The organism is Pseudomonas sp. PI1 (assembly GCF_000812405.1).
GTDB lineage: Bacteria > Pseudomonadota > Gammaproteobacteria > Pseudomonadales > Pseudomonadaceae > Pseudomonas > Pseudomonas citronellolis.
Window position 1 is genome coordinate 25,289 of record NZ_JWMC01000028.1, and the last position, 16,877, is coordinate 42,165.

Annotated in this window: 12 protein-coding genes and 1 pseudogene; 4 read left to right on the forward strand and 9 right to left on the reverse strand. The window is 68.5% G+C overall.

All coding sequences use genetic code 11. From position 1 onward, the window contains the following. Window positions 1-52: 52 nt before the first annotated feature. Entirely contained in the window at window positions 53-883 is an 831-nt protein-coding gene (locus tag RN02_RS10620) for a metal-dependent hydrolase (RefSeq protein ID WP_043314430.1), read from the forward strand. 692 nt (window positions 884-1,575) lie between these two features. On the opposite strand, the gene RN02_RS10625 is transcribed toward RN02_RS10620, so the two are convergent. Next, window positions 1,576-2,265, reverse strand: coding sequence for a TetR family transcriptional regulator (locus RN02_RS10625; RefSeq protein WP_043314432.1), 690 nt, complete (start codon window positions 2,263-2,265; stop codon window positions 1,576-1,578). A gap of 78 nt (window positions 2,266-2,343) precedes the next feature. On the opposite strand from RN02_RS10625, the pseudogene RN02_RS10630 reads away from it, so the two are divergent. Beyond that, a pseudogene (locus tag RN02_RS10630) lies at window positions 2,344-3,928 on the forward strand (flavin-containing monooxygenase). After that, window positions 3,925-4,809 (forward strand): SDR family NAD(P)-dependent oxidoreductase, encoded by an 885-nt coding sequence (locus RN02_RS10635; RefSeq protein WP_043266653.1) that lies wholly within the window; start codon window positions 3,925-3,927, stop codon window positions 4,807-4,809. The pseudogene RN02_RS10630 and the gene RN02_RS10635 overlap by 4 nt, the downstream one beginning before the upstream one ends. 409 nt (window positions 4,810-5,218) lie before the next feature. Here RN02_RS10635 and RN02_RS10640 read toward each other — a convergent pair whose 3' ends face one another. The 4 genes from RN02_RS10640 to dnaX all read right to left on the reverse strand — a co-directional run bounded on the left by RN02_RS10640 (window position 5,219) and on the right by dnaX (window position 9,716). Beyond that, complete coding sequence (locus RN02_RS10640; protein ID WP_043314433.1) at window positions 5,219-6,367, reverse strand: acyl-CoA dehydrogenase family protein; 1,149 nt, start codon at window positions 6,365-6,367, stop codon at window positions 5,219-5,221. Between the two features lie 105 nt (window positions 6,368-6,472). Beyond that, complete coding sequence (gene recR, locus RN02_RS10645) at window positions 6,473-7,069, reverse strand: recombination mediator RecR (protein ID WP_043314435.1); 597 nt, start codon at window positions 7,067-7,069, stop codon at window positions 6,473-6,475. Window positions 7,070-7,189: 120 nt separating this feature from the next. Then, the gene (locus RN02_RS10650) at window positions 7,190-7,516 is read right to left on the reverse strand and encodes a YbaB/EbfC family nucleoid-associated protein (protein WP_009619439.1); all 327 of its coding nucleotides are present in this window, start codon (window positions 7,514-7,516) and stop codon (window positions 7,190-7,192) included. 43 nt (window positions 7,517-7,559) lie between these two features. Next, the gene (gene dnaX, locus RN02_RS10655) at window positions 7,560-9,716 is read right to left on the reverse strand and encodes a DNA polymerase III subunit gamma/tau (RefSeq protein WP_043314436.1); all 2,157 of its coding nucleotides are present in this window, start codon (window positions 9,714-9,716) and stop codon (window positions 7,560-7,562) included. Window positions 9,717-9,856: 140 nt separating this feature from the next. Between dnaX and RN02_RS10660 the strand changes: the two genes are divergently transcribed. Continuing rightward, complete coding sequence (locus tag RN02_RS10660) at window positions 9,857-10,579, forward strand: substrate-binding periplasmic protein (RefSeq protein ID WP_009619437.1); 723 nt, start codon at window positions 9,857-9,859, stop codon at window positions 10,577-10,579. Between the two features lie 76 nt (window positions 10,580-10,655). Here RN02_RS10660 and RN02_RS10665 read toward each other — a convergent pair whose 3' ends face one another. The 4 genes from RN02_RS10665 to RN02_RS10680 are packed head-to-tail and all read right to left on the reverse strand — an operon-like array spanning window position 10,656 to window position 16,742. Continuing rightward, complete coding sequence (locus tag RN02_RS10665) at window positions 10,656-11,903, reverse strand: tetratricopeptide repeat protein (RefSeq protein WP_052267696.1); 1,248 nt, start codon at window positions 11,901-11,903, stop codon at window positions 10,656-10,658. Window positions 11,904-11,914: 11 nt separating this feature from the next. After that, entirely contained in the window at window positions 11,915-13,114 is a 1,200-nt protein-coding gene (locus RN02_RS10670; protein WP_009619435.1) for an HlyD family type I secretion periplasmic adaptor subunit, read from the reverse strand. A gap of 53 nt (window positions 13,115-13,167) precedes the next feature. Beyond that, a complete protein-coding gene (locus tag RN02_RS10675; protein ID WP_009619434.1) occupies window positions 13,168-15,333 on the reverse strand; it encodes a type I secretion system permease/ATPase in 2,166 nt (721 codons plus the stop codon). Continuing rightward, window positions 15,330-16,742: a TolC family outer membrane protein gene (locus RN02_RS10680; protein WP_043314437.1), complete on the reverse strand. Its 1,413-nt coding sequence runs from the start codon at window positions 16,740-16,742 to the stop codon at window positions 15,330-15,332. Before RN02_RS10680 ends, RN02_RS10675 begins: the two co-directional genes overlap by 4 nt. Window positions 16,743-16,877 lie beyond the last annotated feature (135 nt).

Below are 16,877 nucleotides of genomic sequence, written 5' to 3' on the forward strand. Positions count from 1 at the left end.
TGCCTGCCCAAATCGCCGCCGGGGCTCGTCGAACAACAACAAGGAGTCGCCCATGAACGCCCAGACCGAACCGCTCCGCGCCCACTTCCCCGTCCGGCGCATGGATTTCAGCTTCACCGAGACGCCGAAGTACTGGTGGGACGATCAGCCCTTCATGTCGCACTTCATGAACAACCTGTCCTCGCTGTTCCCCTACGGCGAGAAGTTCTTCGTCGACAGCGTGCGCGCCGTGCGCGACCGCATCCAGGACCCGCAGCTGCAGAAGGACGTGTCCGCCTTCATCGGCCAGGAAGCCATGCACTCCAAGGAACACGCGGCCTACAACGAATACGCCGAGGAACACGGCATCGACCTGGAACGCCTGGAGCTGCGCATCAAGCACCTGCTCGGCGCGATCAGCAAGGTCACCACCAAGAAGCAGGACCTGGCCATCACCTGCGCTCTGGAGCACTTCACCGCGACCATGGCCGAGCGCCTGCTGCGCCGCGAGGACCTGAGCACGCAGATGCGCTCGCCGAAGATGTACAAGCTGTGGATGTGGCACGCCATCGAGGAGAACGAGCACAAGGCGGTGGCCTACGACGTCTACCAGCAGGTCTACGGCGGCTACTTCACCCGCACCGCGGTGATGCTGCTGACCACGGTGATCTTCCTCGGCGTGATCGCCGGCTTCCAGATCCACCTGCTACGCCGCGACCGCCAGCTGTTCAACTGGCGCAGCTGGAAGCACGGCCTGGTCACCCTGTTCGGCCTGCGCAACGGCTACTTCACCCAGCTCGTGCTGCCCTGGCTGGACTACTTCCGCCCCGGCTTCCACCCCTTCGACCACGACACCAAGACGCTGGAGAAGTACTGGAAGGACAAGCTCGACTTCGCTGGTTGAGCCGCCCCCTCACCTGTAGGAGCGGGCCCTGCCCGCGAATCGCGCGCAGGGCGCGCTCCTACAGGTGCAGCACGGCTTCTCGTAGGAGCGAGCTTGCTCGCGAACAGACTCTCCCTACTCTCCCTGTGAGGACGGATCTCGGAACAACCGCGTTCCCTCACCCCAGCCCTCTCCCAGAGGGAGAGGGAGCCGTCCGTGCCGGGATGAGCAATGCACTGCGCCGGAACCTCTGCGGCCGCCGGCTAACGCCATGACAGCCAAGCACACCGAACGGTCCCCTCTCCCTCTGGGAGAGAGAGGGAGCCGTCCGTGCCGGGATGAGCAATGCATTGCGCCGGAAACCTCTGCGGCCGCCGGCTAACGCCATGACAGCCAAGCACACCGAACGGCCCCTCCCCTCTGGGAGAGAGAGGGAGCCGTCCGTGCCGAGATGAGCAATGCATTGCGCCGGAAACCTCTGCGGTCGCCGGCTAACGCCATGACAACCAAGCACACCGAACGGTCCCCTCTCCCTCTGGGAGAGAGAGGGAGCCGTCTGTGCCGAGATGAGCAATGCATTGCGCCGGAAACCTCTGCGGCCGCCGGCTAACGCCATGACAACCAAGCACACCGAACGGTCCCCTCTCCCTCTGGGAGAGGGTTAGGGTGAGGGAGCAGAGTCGGGTTCCGCACCCTGCACGACAGGAACGCTCCTACAACCCCAACGCCTGCAACACCGCCGCCCCGGTGAACAGCAGCAGCACCTGCCGCTCCGCCAGCGCGCAGACCTCGCCCCGTTGCCCTTCCGGCAATTCCAGGTAATCCAGCGACAGCTGGAACAGCTGCCGGCTGATCAGCCGCGACAGCTGCGCCACCTCCTGCGCCGGCACCTCCGGCAGCAGGCGGAACAGGGCGATGTCCTCGGCCATGTCGGCGCCGAAGTCGTCCATCACCTGGCCCAGCGCCTCGCGCAGCACCGCCGAAGGGCCGTGCAGTTCGCGCACGCCGATGATGAAGGCCTCGGGATGGCGTTCGACGAAGTCGAAGAACAGCCGCACCGTCTCCTCGCACACCCGCTGGCCGCGGGCGAAGTCCAGGCCCAGCGGGGTGGCCGCCGCGCCGCCCGCCGCCGGCGCGCGCCCGGCCGCCTCGCGGCGCAGTTCGCGCAGCGGCTGGCGCAGTTGAGTAGCGATGTCGCGGATGATCGCCAGGCCCAGGTCGTCGACGTCGGCGAAGTGGCGGTAGAAGGTATTGGGGTTCAGCCCGGCCTCGCGGGCCAGCTCGCGCAGGCCGATGCTGCTCAGGCTGCGCCGGCTGGAGGCCAGGCGCAGCGCCGCCTCCATCAGCAGGCGCTTGCCCGGTGCATCCTGGCGTTGTGTTACCGCGTCCGGTTCCAGACTCATCCTTGCCCCACCTCGCCCACCCTAAAGATTGGTTGCCCACGAAGTATACAGATGTCTACATTGGCACCACGTAGACAGTTGTATACGCCTGCACACAAGCATAACAGGAGCCAGGTAAATGGGAACTCAACCTAAGACTGCCGCGGTCAGACACTGCAAGGTGGCCATCATCGGCACCGGTTTCTCCGGCCTGGGCATGGCCATCCGCCTCAGCCAGGAGGGCGAGGACGACTTCCTGCTGTTCGAGAAGGACGCCGGCGTCGGCGGCACCTGGCGGGTCAACAACTACCCCGGCTGCGCCTGCGACGTGCAGTCCCACGTCTACTCCTTCTCCTTCGAGCCGAACCCGGAATGGACGCGCATGTTCGCCCGCCAGCCGGAAATCCGCGGCTACCTGGAGAACTGCTGGAAGAAGTACCGCCTGGAAGGCCGCACCCTGCTGAACACCGAGATCCAGCGCCTGGAATGGGACGAGGCGCGCGACCTCTGGCACCTGCGCGACGCCGCCGGCAACCACTACACCGCCCAGGCGGTGGTCTCCGGCATGGGCGCCCTGTCGATCCCCTCGATCCCCGACCTCAAGGGCCTGGACAGCTTCAAGGGCCACGCCTTCCACTCGCAGCACTGGGACCACGACTACGACCTGAAGGGCAAGCGCGTGGCGGTGATCGGCACCGGCGCCTCGGCCATCCAGTTCGTTCCGGAAATCCAGCCGCTGGTGGCCAGCCTGGACCTCTACCAGCGCACCGCGCCCTGGATCCTGCCCAAGCCCGACCGCGCCATCAGCGACAAGGAACGGGCGCGCTTCAAGCACTTCCCGCTGGTGCAGAAGCTCTGGCGCGGCGCGCTCTACAGCATGCTCGAAGGCCGCGTGCTGGGCTTCACCTTCGCGCCCTGGGCGATGAAGATGATCGGCAAGCTGGCGGTGCGCTACATCCACCAGCAGGTCAAGGACCCGGAACTGCGCCGCAAGCTGACCCCGGACTACACCATCGGCTGCAAGCGCATCCTGATGTCGCCGAACTACTACCCGGCGCTGGCCGCGCCGAACGCCTCGGTGATCACCGACGGCATCCGCGAGATCCGCGAGCACAGCATCGTCACCGCCGACGGCCAGGAGCGCGAGGTGGACGCGATCATCTTCGGCACCGGCTTCACCGCCAACGACCCCATCCCCCGCGGCACCGTGTTCGGTCGCGGCGGCGTGGACCTGCTGGACACCTGGCCGCAGGGCCCGGAGGCCTACAAGGGCACCGTCACCCGCGGCTTCCCCAACCTGTTCTTCCTGATGGGCCCGAACACCGGCCTGGGCCACAACTCCATGGTCTACATGATCGAGTCGCAGATCGCCTACGTGCTCGGCGCGCTGAAGCTGATGCGGCGCCGCGAGCTGCTCAGCCTGGAGGTCAAGGAAGACGAGCAGCAGCGCTGGAACCTCAAGCTGCAGCGCGGGCTCAACCATAGCGTGTGGAACACCGGCGGCTGCAAGAGCTGGTACCTGCACCCGGTGAGCGGGCGCAACTGCACCCTGTGGCCGGGCTTCACCTGGCGCTTCCGCCTGCTCACCCGCAGTTTCGACGCCGCCGCCTATCATCTGAAGGCCCGGCCGTTCGAGGAAACCGCAGTCACCCAGCAACCCCGCGCCGAGGAGGTCCCGGCATGAAGTCCTTCGAGAACAAAGTCGCCGCCATCACCGGCGCCGGTTCCGGCATCGGCCGCGCCCTGGCCCGCGAGCTGGCCTCGCGCGGCTGCCACCTGGCGCTGGCCGACGTCAACGCCGCGGGGCTTGAGGAAACCCGCCAGGCCCTGGCCTCCTACGGCGTGCGCATCTCCACCGAGGTGGTCAACGTCGCCGAGCGCGAGCAGGTCCACGCCTGGGCCGACAAGGTGGTGGCCGAGCACGGCAAGGTCAACCTGGTGTTCAACAACGCCGGGGTGGCCCATGCCGGCACCGTGGAAGGCAGCGAGTACGAAGAGTACGAGTGGATCACCAACATCAACTTCTGGGGCGTGGTCTACGGCACCAAGGCCTTCCTGCCGCACATCAAGGCCAGCGGCGAGGGGCACGTCGTCAACGTCTCCAGCGTGTTCGGGCTGTTCTCGCAGCCGGGCATGAGCGCCTACAACGCCACCAAGTTCGCCGTGCGCGGCTTCACCGAATCACTGCGCCAGGAGCTGGACATGGAAGGCGGCGCGGTCTCGGCCAGCTGCGTGCACCCCGGCGGGATCAAGACCAACATCGCCCGCACCGCGCGGATGAACGACAGCCTGGCCAAGGTCACCGGGCAGAACGCCAACGCCGCGCGCCAGCAGTTCAACGACCAGTTGCTGCGCACCACCCCGGACAAGGCGGCCCAGGTGATCATCCGCGGCGTGGAGCGCGACGCTCGACGCATTCTCATTGGCGCGGATGCCCATGCCATCGACGTGATGCTGCGGGTGTTGCCGGTGTGGTACCAGAAGGTGGTTACCGTCAGCATGCGCCTGGCGGCGCGTTTTGCGCCGAAGGGCAAGGCGCGGACGGAGGGGTATGAGGCCAAGTAGGGGGTGGTGAAAGAAGAAGCCCGCTTCTTGGAGCGGGCTTTCTTTTTGATGGGTATCGCTTCGCTCAACGCCATCCTACGGGGTGCTTGCTCTTCGCTCTTCGTAGGAGCGAGCTTGCTCGCGAACCAATGGAGTTACCTGGCTGCGCTGGTGTGTGGCCGGACCTCGTTCCCTCTCCCTAACCCTCTCCCTGAAGGGAGAGGGGACCGTTGGGCAGGGTTTGGTGTTCTGGGGTTAGCCGGAACTCCCTGGCAGCCGGCTGACACAGCTCTCTCCGACGGCACGGATAGCCCCCTCTCCCTTCAGGGAGAGGGCTGGGGAGAGGGAGCGGAGTCAACCCCAAACACCGCAGCCGCCGGGAAACGCCATTGTTCGCGAGCAAGCTCGCTCCTACAAACAGCCCGCTCCCTCACAATCCCATCTGCTTGGCGATGATCTCGTTCATGATCTCCCGCGTCCCGCCGCCGATGGAAAGGATGCGGTTGTCGCGGTACAACCGCTCCACCAGGCTCTCGCGCATATACCCCATGCCACCCAGCAGTTGCACCGCGTCATAGACCACCCGGTCGGCGACGTCGGTGGCGAAGTTCTTGGCCATGGAGATTTCCTTCACCACGCTCTGCCCGACGGCCATCTTCGCCGCCTGGCGGTAGGTGAACTCGCGGGAGACTTCCACCTGGGTGGCCATCTCCGCCAGGCGGTGCTTGAGCACCTGGAACTTGCCGATGGGCTTGCCGAAGGCTTCGCGCTCGGCGCCCCATTTCAGGGCTTCCTCCAGGGCCAGCTGGGCGGTCATGTTGGCCATGGTGGCCAGGGCCAGGCGCTCGCTCTGGAAGTTGGCCATGATGCAGGCGAAGCCCATGTTCTGCATGCCGATCAGGTTTTCCACCGGCACCTTGCAGTCGTCGAAGAACAGCTCGGCGGTGTCCGAGGCCCACCAGCCCATCTTCTTCAGCTTGCGGCCCACCGTGAAGCCGGGCGTGCCCTTCTCCACCAACAGCAGGCTGACGCCGCCGTAGCCTTCGCCGCCGGTGCGCACCGCCACCGTGTAGTAGTCGGCGCGCACGCCGCTGGTGATGAAGGTCTTGCTGCCGGTCACGCGGTAATGCTCGCCGTCGCGCACGGCGCGGGTCTTCAGGCTGGCCACGTCGGAGCCGCCGGAGGGCTCGGTGACCGCCAGGGCCATGATCTTCTCGCCGGCCAGCACCTGCGGCACGATGCGTTCGCGCAGTTCCGCGCGGCCCCACTTGAGCAGCGGCGGCAGGCCGATGTCCAGCGAGCCCAGGCCGGCCACCAGGCCGCCGGAGCCGCTGCGCATCAGTTCCTCGCTGGCCGCCAGCTTGGCGAACAGGTCGCCCTCGTGGCTGCCGCCGTAGGCTTCGGGGTAGCCGATGCCGAGGATGCCGGCCTCGCCGGCCTTGCGGTAGAGCTCGCGGGGGAACTCCTCGGCTTCTTCCCAATCGGCGATGTGCGGGAGGATTTCCCGCTCGACGAAGCGCCGCACCGAGTCGCGGACCAGGCGGTGGCTGTCGTCGAAGTATTCGGTGAATGCGGACATGGCGGGCCTCCAGGCGGGTTGCCTGAAAACTTACCGAGCGCTTGCTTGGTTTTCAAGGCGAGACTTGCGCCATCGCCTGGGCCGTTTCGGCCCGATGCCTCTGGACTAGACGATCGGCCGGCGTCCGGCCAGGGCGTGGGCCAGGGTGCCGCCATCCACCAGCTCCAGTTCGCCGCCCAAGGGCACGCCGTGGGCGATGCGGCTGAGCACCAGGCCGCTGCCGGCCAGCAGTTGGGCGATGTAGTGGGCGGTGGCCTCGCCTTCCACCGTGGGGTTGGTGGCGAGGATGATCTCGGCGAAGTTGCCGGCCTTGATCCGCGCTTCCAGCTCGGGAATGCCGATGGCCTCCGGGCCCAGGCCGTCCAGCGGCGAGAGGTGGCCCTTGAGCACGAAGAAGCGCCCGCGGTAGCCGGTCTGCTCCACCGCGAACACGTCCAGCGGGCCTTCCACCACGCACAGCAGCGAGTCGTCGCGGCGCGGGTCGGCGCACTGCGGGCACAGCTCCTCCTCGCTCAGCGTGCGGCACTGCTTGCAGTGCCCTACCCCTTCCATGGCCTGGGTCAGCGACTGGGCCAGGCGCAGCCCGCCCGTGCGGTCACGCTCCAGCAACTGCAGCGCCATGCGCTGGGCGCTCTTCTGCCCCACCCCGGGGAGAATGCGCAGGGCGTCGATGAGTTGGCGGATCAGCGGGCTGAAGCTCATGGAAGTATCTGACTGCAAGGGGTGGAAGAAGGGCTAAAAGCTGGAAGCTGGAAGCTGGAAGCTGGAAGCTGGAAGAGCCTGCGGCTTTTGCTTCTGGCCTCCAGCTTCCAGCCCACTTGCTTAGAACGGCATCTTGAAGCCGGGGGGCAGCTGCATGCCGGCGGTCATGCCCGCCATCTTCTCCTGGTTGTTCTGCTCGATCTTGCGCACGGCGTCGTTCACCGCGGCGGCGATCAGGTCTTCGAGGATTTCCTTGTCCTCCTGCATCAGGCTGTCGTCCAGGCTGACGCGCTTGACGTCGTGCCGGCCGGTCATCACCACGCTCACCAGGCCGGCGCCGGACTGGCCGGTGACTTCGGCGTTGGCCAGCTCTTCCTGCATCTTCTGCATCTTTTCCTGCATCTGCTGGGCCTGCTTCATCAGGCCGGCCATGCCACCTTTCATCATTTCGATCACCTTCTGTCGTTCAGGGTTGGTTGGGCGCCGGCCTTCAGGCCTTCGCCGCCAGGGGTTCGATGGTACCGGCGCGGACCACCGCGCCGAACTGCTGCCGCATCTGCTGCACGTAAGGGTCCGCCTCGATGGAGCGCTCGGCCTCGCGCTGGCGCTCGGCGCGCTTGCGCGCCGCGGCCTGGGCCGGGGTTTCCTGCTCGGGCTTCTGGATGGTCACTTCCAGCTTCAGGGTGCGCCCGTGGTACTGGCTCAGCGCGTCGTTCAGGCGGCGCTGCTGGGTGGCGTTGTACAACGCGCTCTGCCCCGGGTCCAGGTGCAGGTGCCAGGTGTCGTCCTCCACCGCGACCAGGGTGCAGTTGGCGCCGATGCTCGCGGTCAGGCCGCCCAGGCCCAGGCGCGGGAACAGGTCCAGCCACTCGGCGGCAAGGCCGGTGGCCGGCAGGGCCGCCGGTTCCGGTTCGGGCTCGGGCTGGGCGCTGGCCTGCGACTCGTCGCCGCCTTCCAGGTAGCTGAGCGAATCCATGTCGACTTCATAGTAGTCCTCGGCCGGCGGCGGCTCTTCGTCGCGGTCGTCGTCCTCGCTGTCGGCCATGGCGATGATAGGCGCGGGGTCGGGCAGTGGAGCGGGCTCGGCGGCCGGCTGGGGCGCGGGCGCGACCGGCGGCTGCGCGGCGGCCGGCGCGGCGGGCTCTTCCCAGGGCAGGTCGACGACGGGCGCCGGTTCGGCCGGAGCGGCCTGCGCTTCGACCGCCGGCACCTCGACGGGCACGGCCTGCGGGGCGGGCTCGACAGGTGCGGGCGCAGCCTCGACGACAGGCGCCGGCGCAGGTTCGGGCGCAACCTCGGCTACCGGAGCCGGAGCCGGAGCCGGAGCCGGAGCCGGAGCCGGAGCCGGAGCCGGAGCCGGAGCCGGAGCCGCCACAGGCTGCGGCGCGGGGGCCGGTTGCGCAACGGCGGCGGGCACGGTGGACACCACCGGCACGCTGGCCGCGCTGGCAACGGCTGCCGGCACCGCAACGGCGGCGCCGGCCACTGGGTTGCGGTTGGAATCAGCCGTGGCCGTGCTGATCCCCAGGTCCTTTAGCGGTGACCTCGGTGGCGCCCCACCATCGGCCGGGCGGAAGGCCAGCATGCGCAACAACACCATCTCGAAGCCACTGCGCGGGTCCGGCGCCAGGGGCAGGTCGCGGCGGCCGATCAGGCCCATCTGGTAGTAGAACTGCACGTCCTCGCCGGGCAGCGCTTGCGCCAGGGCCAGCACCTTGTCGCGGTCGCCCTGGCCGTTGTCGACGGCGTCCGGCAGCACCTGGGCGATGGCCACGCGGTGCAGCACGTTGAGGATTTCGGCCAGCACCCCGCCCCAGTCCGGGCCCTGTTCGGCCAGGTGGCGCACGGCGTCCAGCAGCGCCCGGGCGTCGCCTTCGAGCAGCGCGTGGAGCACGCCGTAGACCTGGCCGTGGTCGAGGGTGCCGAGCATGGCGCGCACGTCGGCGGCCAGCACCTTGCCCTCACCGAAGGCGATGGCCTGGTCGGTCAGGCTCATGGCGTCGCGCATGGAGCCGTCGGCCGCGCGGCCGAGCAGCCACAGGGCGTCTTCCTCGAAGGGCACGTTCTCGGCGCCGAGCACGTGGGTCAGGTGCTCCACCACGCGCTCCGGCGGCATGTTCTTCAGGCTGAACTGCAGGCAGCGCGAGAGGATGGTCACCGGCAGCTTCTGCGGGTCGGTGGTGGCCAGCAGGAACTTGACGTGGGGCGGCGGCTCTTCGAGGGTCTTGAGCAGGGCGTTGAACGAGTGCGAGGAGAGCATGTGCACTTCGTCGATCAGGTAGACCTTGTAGCGCCCGCGGCTCGGCGCGTACTGCACGTTGTCCAGCAGTTCGCGGGTATCCTCGACCTTGGTGCGGCTGGCGGCGTCCACTTCGATGAGGTCGACGAAGCGGCCCTCGTCGATCTCCCGGCACACCGAGCACTGGCCGCAGGGGGTGGAGCTGATGCCGGTCTCGCAGTTCAGGCACTTGGCCAGGATGCGCGCGATGGTGGTCTTGCCCACGCCGCGGGTCCCGGTGAACAGGTAGGCGTGGTGCAGGCGCTGGTTGTCGAGCGCGTTGATCAGGGCCTTGAGGACGTGGGTCTGGCCGACCATTTCGCGGAACGAACGCGGACGCCATTTGCGGGCAAGAACCTGATAACTCATTGAAATCCATCGCAGCTGGTAGGCGGAAGTGGGCTAATCCTAGCGAAGAGGACCGGAAATTGCACCCGATGCCGGGCCAGGCTTGGCAAGAACCCTCCGAAACAGGCATTGTGTCCTGCTTCCGCACGTCCGGAGCCCGAATGCGCGCACTCCTCCCCGCCCTCCTGCTGGTCGCCGGCCTGGCCCAGGCCGATCCCCGGCAGCTGAGTTTCTCGGTGATCGAGGGCTGGGCCATGCCGCTGGCGCAGGTCGAGGACGGCCAACTGACCGGCGGTATCCTCTTCGAGCTGTTCACCCGCACCGCGCACAAGGTCGGCATGGCCCCGTCTTTCCATATCCTGCCGCGGGCCCGGGTGGAACAGGCGCTGCACAGCCACAGCATCGACGTGCGCTGCTACATCGCCCCGGCCTGGCTCAGCGAGGCGTTCAGCGACTACCGCTGGAGCGTGCCGCTGCTGACCCAGCGCGACCTGCTGGTGGCCCGGGAGCGGGCGCCGGTGGAGGTCGCCACGCTGGCCGGGCAGAGCATCGGCACCGTGCTGGGCTACTCCTACCCGCACCTGCAGCGTTCGTTCGCCAACGGGCGCCTGCACCGCGACGATGCGCGCAACCAGGAGCTGGTGCTGAAAAAGCTGGAAGCCGGGCGCTATGACTATGCGGTGTCCAGCGAGGTGGCGCTGAACTGGTTCAACCTCCAGCGGCCGGCCGAGCGCCGCCTCTACCCCGCCGCCAAGCTCGACCAGGCCGAACTGGGCTGCATGGTCCTCGACGATCCGCAACTGCCGACCCAGGCGGTGCTCGACGCCCTGGCCGAGCTCAAGGCCTCCGGGGAAATCGAGCGCATCCTCGATCATTATCGCTGATGGCCGCGCCAGGGCTGGCGATGGCGTTGGCGATGAGAAAGGTGAAACGGCGGATAACCGCGAACGGTTATTCGCCCTACGCTTCCGGGGTCACCGCTATGCGGGCTTCGCCGCGGCGGATCCACTCGGCATAGCGTGCCGGGATGTGCCCTTGCACCCTGCCTGCGTTCACCGTGGCGGCGTAGTCGCAGATCGCCTGCTCGCCCTCCCCCTCGCGCCGGTACAGGGTCCAGCGCACCCGGCTGCCTTCGGCCAGGGTGCAGGGCAGTTCGAAGCGGGGCGAGCCTTCGGCGTAGCCGACGTGGAAGTCGTCCGGCATGGGCCCGCCGGGGAAGCCGGCGGCGTCGAGGAAACCGAACATCGAGTCGTGCTGCAGCAGGCTGCGCCGGGCATAGGGCCAGACGTAGCGGCGCAGGAAGTGCTGGTCGGCGAAATGCCGCGAAGCCACCGGTTCGGCGAAGAACAGCCGGGCCAGTTGCGCCAGCGGCGGCAGCGCCCCGCCGACGACGCCCCAGAGCCCGGCCAGCAGCAGTTCGGTATGGGTGCCGTTGTCGCGCAGGGCATGGAAGTGCTTGTCGCTGGCCAGCCACTGGGCCACCGCCTCGGCCTCGCGCTCGCTGATCACCGAGTCGGCGTCGCGGAACAGGATGCGCTGGGCCTGGGCGTCGTCCAGGGCGAGGAAGCGCCACATCGGCCCCGGCCACTGGCGCGCGGCCTCGTCCACCCGCACCACCTGGCCGCCGTTGTCGAGCAGGCGGCGGACGATGGCCTCGGGCACGCTGTCGTCGATATAGAAGCGGCAGGTCCAGTGCGGGTAGATGCGCGGCTGCTCCAGCACGTTGAGCACCGCCGTCTCGCAGTATTTGGCGCTGGCGCCGAACAGCGAGAAGGCGATCAGGTTGCGCTCGCGGGTGGCGGCGCCGGGCGGCGGCGGCAATGCCGGCAGGGCATGGGCGATCGGCGGTTCGACGCCGAACTGGCGCTCGCGCAGGCTCAGCGCGTGCAGGCCATGGCGGCGCACCTGGTCCCACTGGCGCAGGGCGCAATGGGCGTGGGACAGGGCGTCGAACAGCGCCAGGCTGTCGCCGCCGGCGGCCAGGGCGCGGCCGGCATGCTCGATGGCTTCCTGCCAGCGCTCCAGCTTGATGCAGTTCACCGCCGCGTCGGTCCAGGCCACCGCCAGCTGCGGCCAGCGCCGGGCGGTCTGCAGGCACAGTTGCAGGGCCTGCTCGTGCCGGCCCTGGGCGTAGAGGGCGCTGGCGCGCCGGCCGGCGGCCTCGACCTCGCGGCGTTCGCGGTAGCTGGGCGTGCGTTGCTTGGCCATGCTTGCCCTCCTCAGCGTTCGCGCAGCGCTTCGCGGGCGCGGTTGAGCGGCTTGGTCAGGTAGTCCCAGACGGTCTTGCTGCCGGTGTGCACGTCCACCGTGGCGACCATGCCGGGGAAGATCGGGAAGCTCTTGCCGTCCTTGTTCTGCAGCGAATCGGTCTCGGTGCGCACGAACACCCGGTAGTAGTACTGGTCGCGGCGAACCTCGTCCTGGATGGTGTCCGGCGAGATGTGCGTCACCTTGCCCTCCAGGCCGCCGTAGATGGCGTAGTCGTAGGCGCTGATCTTCACCGTGGCGCGCTGCCCGGGGTGGATGAAGGCCACGTCGCGCGGGGAGATGCGCGCCTCCACCAGCAACTGGTCCTCCACCGGCACTATGACCATGAAGCGGCCGTTGGGCGGGATGACGCCGCCTACGGTGTTCACCTCGATGTCCTTGACGATGCCGCGCACCGGCGAGAGCACGGTCAGGCGCGTCAGCGAGTCGGCGCGGCCGCGCGTCACCGACTGCTGCGCCTCCACTTCGCCGTTGGCCTTGGCCAGCTCCTCGCGGGCCTTGACGTAATACTGGTTGCGCGTCTCGGTGGCCTTGAGCTCCAGCTCGTTGGCCTGGCGCTTCAGGCGCAGCACCTCGACGTTGCTCGCCGCGCCGATCTCGGCCAGGCGCGTGGTCAGCTTGAGTTCCTTGTCGACCAGGGCCAGGGCCTCGTTGATGCCCTTGAGGCTCTTCTCCAGGCTGTTGCGCCGCGACTTGTACAGGGCGGTCTCGGACTTCACCAGGTCCGGCTCCTCCAGCACTTGCGCGGGAAACACCAGTTCGCCGCCGTCCACTTCCGCCCGCAGGCGCGCGGCCATGGCCAGGGCGGCGCGCAGGCGCGAGGTGCTCTCGCCCACCGAGGATTCGGTCTTGGTGCGGTCGAGCTGGGCGAGCACCTGGCCCGCGTCGACGCGGTCGCCCTCCTTGACCCGCAGCTCGGCGAGGATGCCGCCTTCCAGGGACTGCACCACCTGCTCGCGGGAGCTGGGGATCACCTTGCCGGTGCCGGTGGAAACCTCGTCGAGCTCGAACAGGTAGGCCCAGGCGAACAGCAGCAACATGCCGCCGAGCACGCTCCAGATCAGCCAGGTGGCGCGCGGCGCGTGCTCCTTCGCCTGGAAGTAGGGGGCCAGGGGCGCGGCCCCGGGCGCTTGAATCGAATTGGCTTGCATGGTCACTCCCGACGCGGGCCAGGGCCTGCGTCCTCTGCGAATTCAGTGGTGGCTCAGGCGACGGCCGGGGCCTTCTCGCCGGGCTTGGCCGCCGGCCCGCCGGCAAGCTTGGCCAGCACCGCCTGCTTGGTGTCGTCGAGGACGACGCGGCCGTTGTCGACCACGATGATGCGGTCGACCCACTTGAGCACCGCCGGGCGGTGCGTCGCCACCACCAGGGTGCGCGAGGCCAGCCAGGGCTCCAGGTGGCGGATCAGGCCCTGCTCGCCGACTTCGTCGAGCCAGGCGGTGGGCTCGTCGAGCAGCAGAACGCGCGGCTGGCGCAGCAGCGTGCGGGCCAGCAGCAGGCTCTGGCGCTGGCCGCCGGAGAGGCCGCGGCCGCCTTCCTGGACCATGTGCTCCAGGCCGTCGGGCAGCGCCTGCACCATGCCCAGGGCGCCGCTCAGGCGCAGGGCCTCGAGCAGTTCCTCGTCGCTGGCGTTGGGCCGGCCCATGGTCAGGTTGTCGCGCAGGGTGCCGAAGAACAGGTTGGCCTGCTGGCTGAGGAAGGCCACGTCGCGGCGCACGTCGTAGGGGTCGATCAGTTCCAGGCGCAGCGAGTCGAGCAGCAGGCTGCCCTCCTGCGGCCGGTACATGCCGGCCAGCAGTTGCAGCAGGCTGGACTTGCCGGCGCCGTTGCGGCCGAGGATGGCCACCTTCTCGCCGGCGGCGATGCGCAGCTGGCCCACTTCGATGGCCGCGCGCTTGTCGTCCTGGCCGTAGCGGAAGCGCACGCCTTCGAGCTGGTAGTCGCCGTGCAGCACCGGGCGGTGCAGGCGCTTGCCGCCCTCGGCGCTTTCCACCGGGCGCTGCATCAGCTCCTCCAGGCCCTCGCGGGCGACCTTGGCCTGCTGCCAGCGCGACATGATCCCGGAGATCTGCGCCAGCGGCGCGATCATCCGCGAGGACAGGATGGACATGCCGATCAGCGCGCCGGTGGTCATGTCGCCGCTCATCACCTGGAAGCAGCCGACCAGCACCACCAGCACGTAGACCAGCGTCTGCACTTCCTGGGTCCAGGCCATGAGCGCGCCGGAAATGAAGCGCTGGCGCATGCTGACGGTGGCCGAGACCTCGTTGAGGTGGTTCCACTGGTTCTGGAAGCGCTGCTCGGCGCGCAGCTGCTTGACGTCTTCGATGCCCTGCACCGCCTCCACCAGGATGGCGTTGCGGATCGCCGACTCGCGCATGCCTTCCTTGGACAGCCGCGCCAGCGGCTTCTGCGCCAGCAGGCCGGGGATCAGCAGCAGCGGCAGCACCGCCAGCGGCACCAGGGCCATGACCCCGCCCACCGACCAGAGCACCACCAGGAACAGGAAGAAGAACGGCAGGTCGGCCAGCGCGCCCAGGGTGGTCGAGGTGATCAGTTCGCGCACCTGCTCCATCTCGCGGATCTGCGAGATGAACGAGCCGGTGGACTTGGACATGGCCTCGTTGCGCAGGCGCAGGGCGTGGCCGAAGACGCGGTCGGAAATGCGCAGGTCGGCGCGCTTGCCGATCAGGTCGGAGATGTGGGTGCGCGCCAGGCGCATGCCGAAGCCGATGAGCACCGCCAGCAGCACCCCGCCGAACAATACCCAGAGGGTCGGCTCGGACTGCGACGGCACCACGCGGTCGTAGACCTGCATGGAGAACAGCATGGAGGCCAGGGCCAGGACGTTGGCCACCAGCGAGGCGAGCATGACGTCGCCGTAGCGCCGCCAGTCGCGCAGCACCAGGCTCCAGAACCAGTTGGGCTGGTAGGGTTTGATGTAGTCGTCGACGCGCACGTCGGCCACCGCGACCTCGGGGCGCAGGCAGTAGACGCGCTCCACCCGCTCGACCACTTCCTCTGCCGGCAGGGCCTGCAGCACGCCCTGCTCGCCGCTCAGGCGCACGCCGACGCGGCCCTGGCCGTCGATGCTTTCGATGACGCCGACCTGGCCGCCGGAGAACTGCGCCAGCACCGGCAGGCGCCAGGGGTCGAGCACGCCCTTGTCCAGGGCTTCGGCGCGCAGCGTCAGGCCCATGTCGCGGGCCATGTGCTGCAGCTGCCCGTCCAGGTCCTGGCCCTGGCGCCATTGCAGGCCGACGCGGACGCGTTCTTCGGAAACGTCCAGGCGGTAATGCCGGGCCACCATCAGCATGGCTTCCAGCCACGGGCTGCTGACGGCATCCGGGCGTTGCGCTTGCGCGGTCATAGGGAATCACTCTCGAGTTGGAAGACGTCGTGCATCCGCCCGGTGGCGTTGATGAAGGCCACCTGGGCGCTCCACAGGTCGTGGCGGGCGTTCACCGAATCGCTCTGCGCCTGGTAGATCTCCTGCTCGGCGTTGAGCAGGTCGAGCAGCGTGCGGGTGCCCAGCGAGAGGTACTGCTCGCGGTACAGGCGCTGGGTGTCGACGATGCTTTTCTGGCGGTCGGCGAGCACCCGCAGGCGCTCGTCGAGGCCGCCCATCTGTTCCTGCAGGGCGACCCACTGGTCGCGGGCCTCCAGCTGCCGGGTGTGCAGGCGCTCCTCGGCCGCCCGCAGCGCCTGGCCGGCGCCGCGCACCCGCGCCGAGGGCGCGCCGCCGGCGAACAGGTCGTGCTTGACGCCGAGGGTCAGGGTGTAGACGCGTTCGCCGGCCATGTCGCCGGCATTGCCGAAGTACTTGTTGACGCCGCCGTCGACGGTGAAGGTCGGCCGCGTGTTGGCGCGCGCCAGGGACAGCTGGGCCTCGGCCTCCTCGCGCTCGGCCACCGCCATGCGCACGCCGACCGGCATCCGCGGGTTCGGCTTGATCAGCCGCACGGCCTGTTGCAGGCGCTCAGCGGGCACGTCCACGGCGGCCTCGTCCACCTCGCGGCCGATCATGGTGCGCAGCTTGCTCTTCTGCTGGCGCAGCTGCGTCTGGATGGCCAGCAGCGAGGCTTCGGCCGCCTCCACCCGCGACTGCGCCTGGATCAGGTCGGCCTGGGTGCTGGCGCCTTCGCTGGCGCGCTGCCGGGCCAACTGGCGCAGGCGCTGCAGGCCGTCCACCAGGGTCCGGGCGCTGTCGCGCAGGGCGCGGTAGCGGGCCACTTCGATCAGCGCCTGGGCCGACTGCCGGGCGACCTCGTCCACCTCGCTCATCAGCTGGAAGCGCTGCACCTGCACGCCGGCTTCGGCGCCCTTGACCGCGTTGGCCACCTTGCCGAAGTCGTAGATCATCTGCGAGGCGGACAGCGACAGGTTCTGGCCGCTGCCGTAGGCGCCCTGCTTGCCGGTGTTCAGGCCGGTCTGGATGGTCGGCAGGTAGCCGGCCCTGGCCACGTTGATGGCCTCGCGCTGCTGGTCGAGCTGGGCCGCGGCATCGCGGATCGACGGGTAGGTCTGCACCGCCAGGCTGACCGCATGCCACAGGTCCAGGGTACCGCCCTGCCCCGCTCCGGCGTCCGACGACTGCCAGTCGCGGGTCAGGTGGTCGACCGACAGGTCCAGTTTCTTCCGCGGGGCATCCTGCCACCCGCATTCGGGCTGGCAGAGCAGGCGCTTGCCGCCCTTGCCCTCCGGCTCGGCACCGAGGACCACCAGCGGGGTGAATGCCAGCCAGGCCAGCGCACCCCAATGCAACTTGTTGAGAAACATCTGAACCACCCTGAAAAATCGAGCCGCAATGCTACGAGTCAGGTCGTGGACATTCTTCGGGGATATCCTGAAAAAGCCTCGAACCGCTAAAGAATCAGGCAATAGGCTATTACGCGAGCCGAATAGCCAGACAGT

Coding starts and splice junctions, on each gene's coding strand:
- RN02_RS10620 (WP_043314430.1), top strand. CDS start 53: ATGAACGCCCAGACCGAACCGCTCCGCGCCCACTTCCCCGTCCGGCGC.
- RN02_RS10625 (WP_043314432.1), bottom strand. CDS start 2,265: ATGAGTCTGGAACCGGACGCGGTAACACAACGCCAGGATGCACCGGGC.
- RN02_RS10635 (WP_043266653.1), top strand. CDS start 3,925: ATGAAGTCCTTCGAGAACAAAGTCGCCGCCATCACCGGCGCCGGTTCC.
- RN02_RS10640 (WP_043314433.1), bottom strand. CDS start 6,367: ATGTCCGCATTCACCGAATACTTCGACGACAGCCACCGCCTGGTCCGC.
- recR (WP_043314435.1), bottom strand. CDS start 7,069: ATGAGCTTCAGCCCGCTGATCCGCCAACTCATCGACGCCCTGCGCATT.
- RN02_RS10650 (WP_009619439.1), bottom strand. CDS start 7,516: ATGATGAAAGGTGGCATGGCCGGCCTGATGAAGCAGGCCCAGCAGATG.
- dnaX (WP_043314436.1), bottom strand. CDS start 9,716: ATGAGTTATCAGGTTCTTGCCCGCAAATGGCGTCCGCGTTCGTTCCGC.
- RN02_RS10660 (WP_009619437.1), top strand. CDS start 9,857: ATGCGCGCACTCCTCCCCGCCCTCCTGCTGGTCGCCGGCCTGGCCCAG.
- RN02_RS10665 (WP_052267696.1), bottom strand. CDS start 11,903: ATGGCCAAGCAACGCACGCCCAGCTACCGCGAACGCCGCGAGGTCGAG.
- RN02_RS10670 (WP_009619435.1), bottom strand. CDS start 13,114: ATGCAAGCCAATTCGATTCAAGCGCCCGGGGCCGCGCCCCTGGCCCCC.
- RN02_RS10675 (WP_009619434.1), bottom strand. CDS start 15,333: ATGACCGCGCAAGCGCAACGCCCGGATGCCGTCAGCAGCCCGTGGCTG.
- RN02_RS10680 (WP_043314437.1), bottom strand. CDS start 16,742: ATGTTTCTCAACAAGTTGCATTGGGGTGCGCTGGCCTGGCTGGCATTC.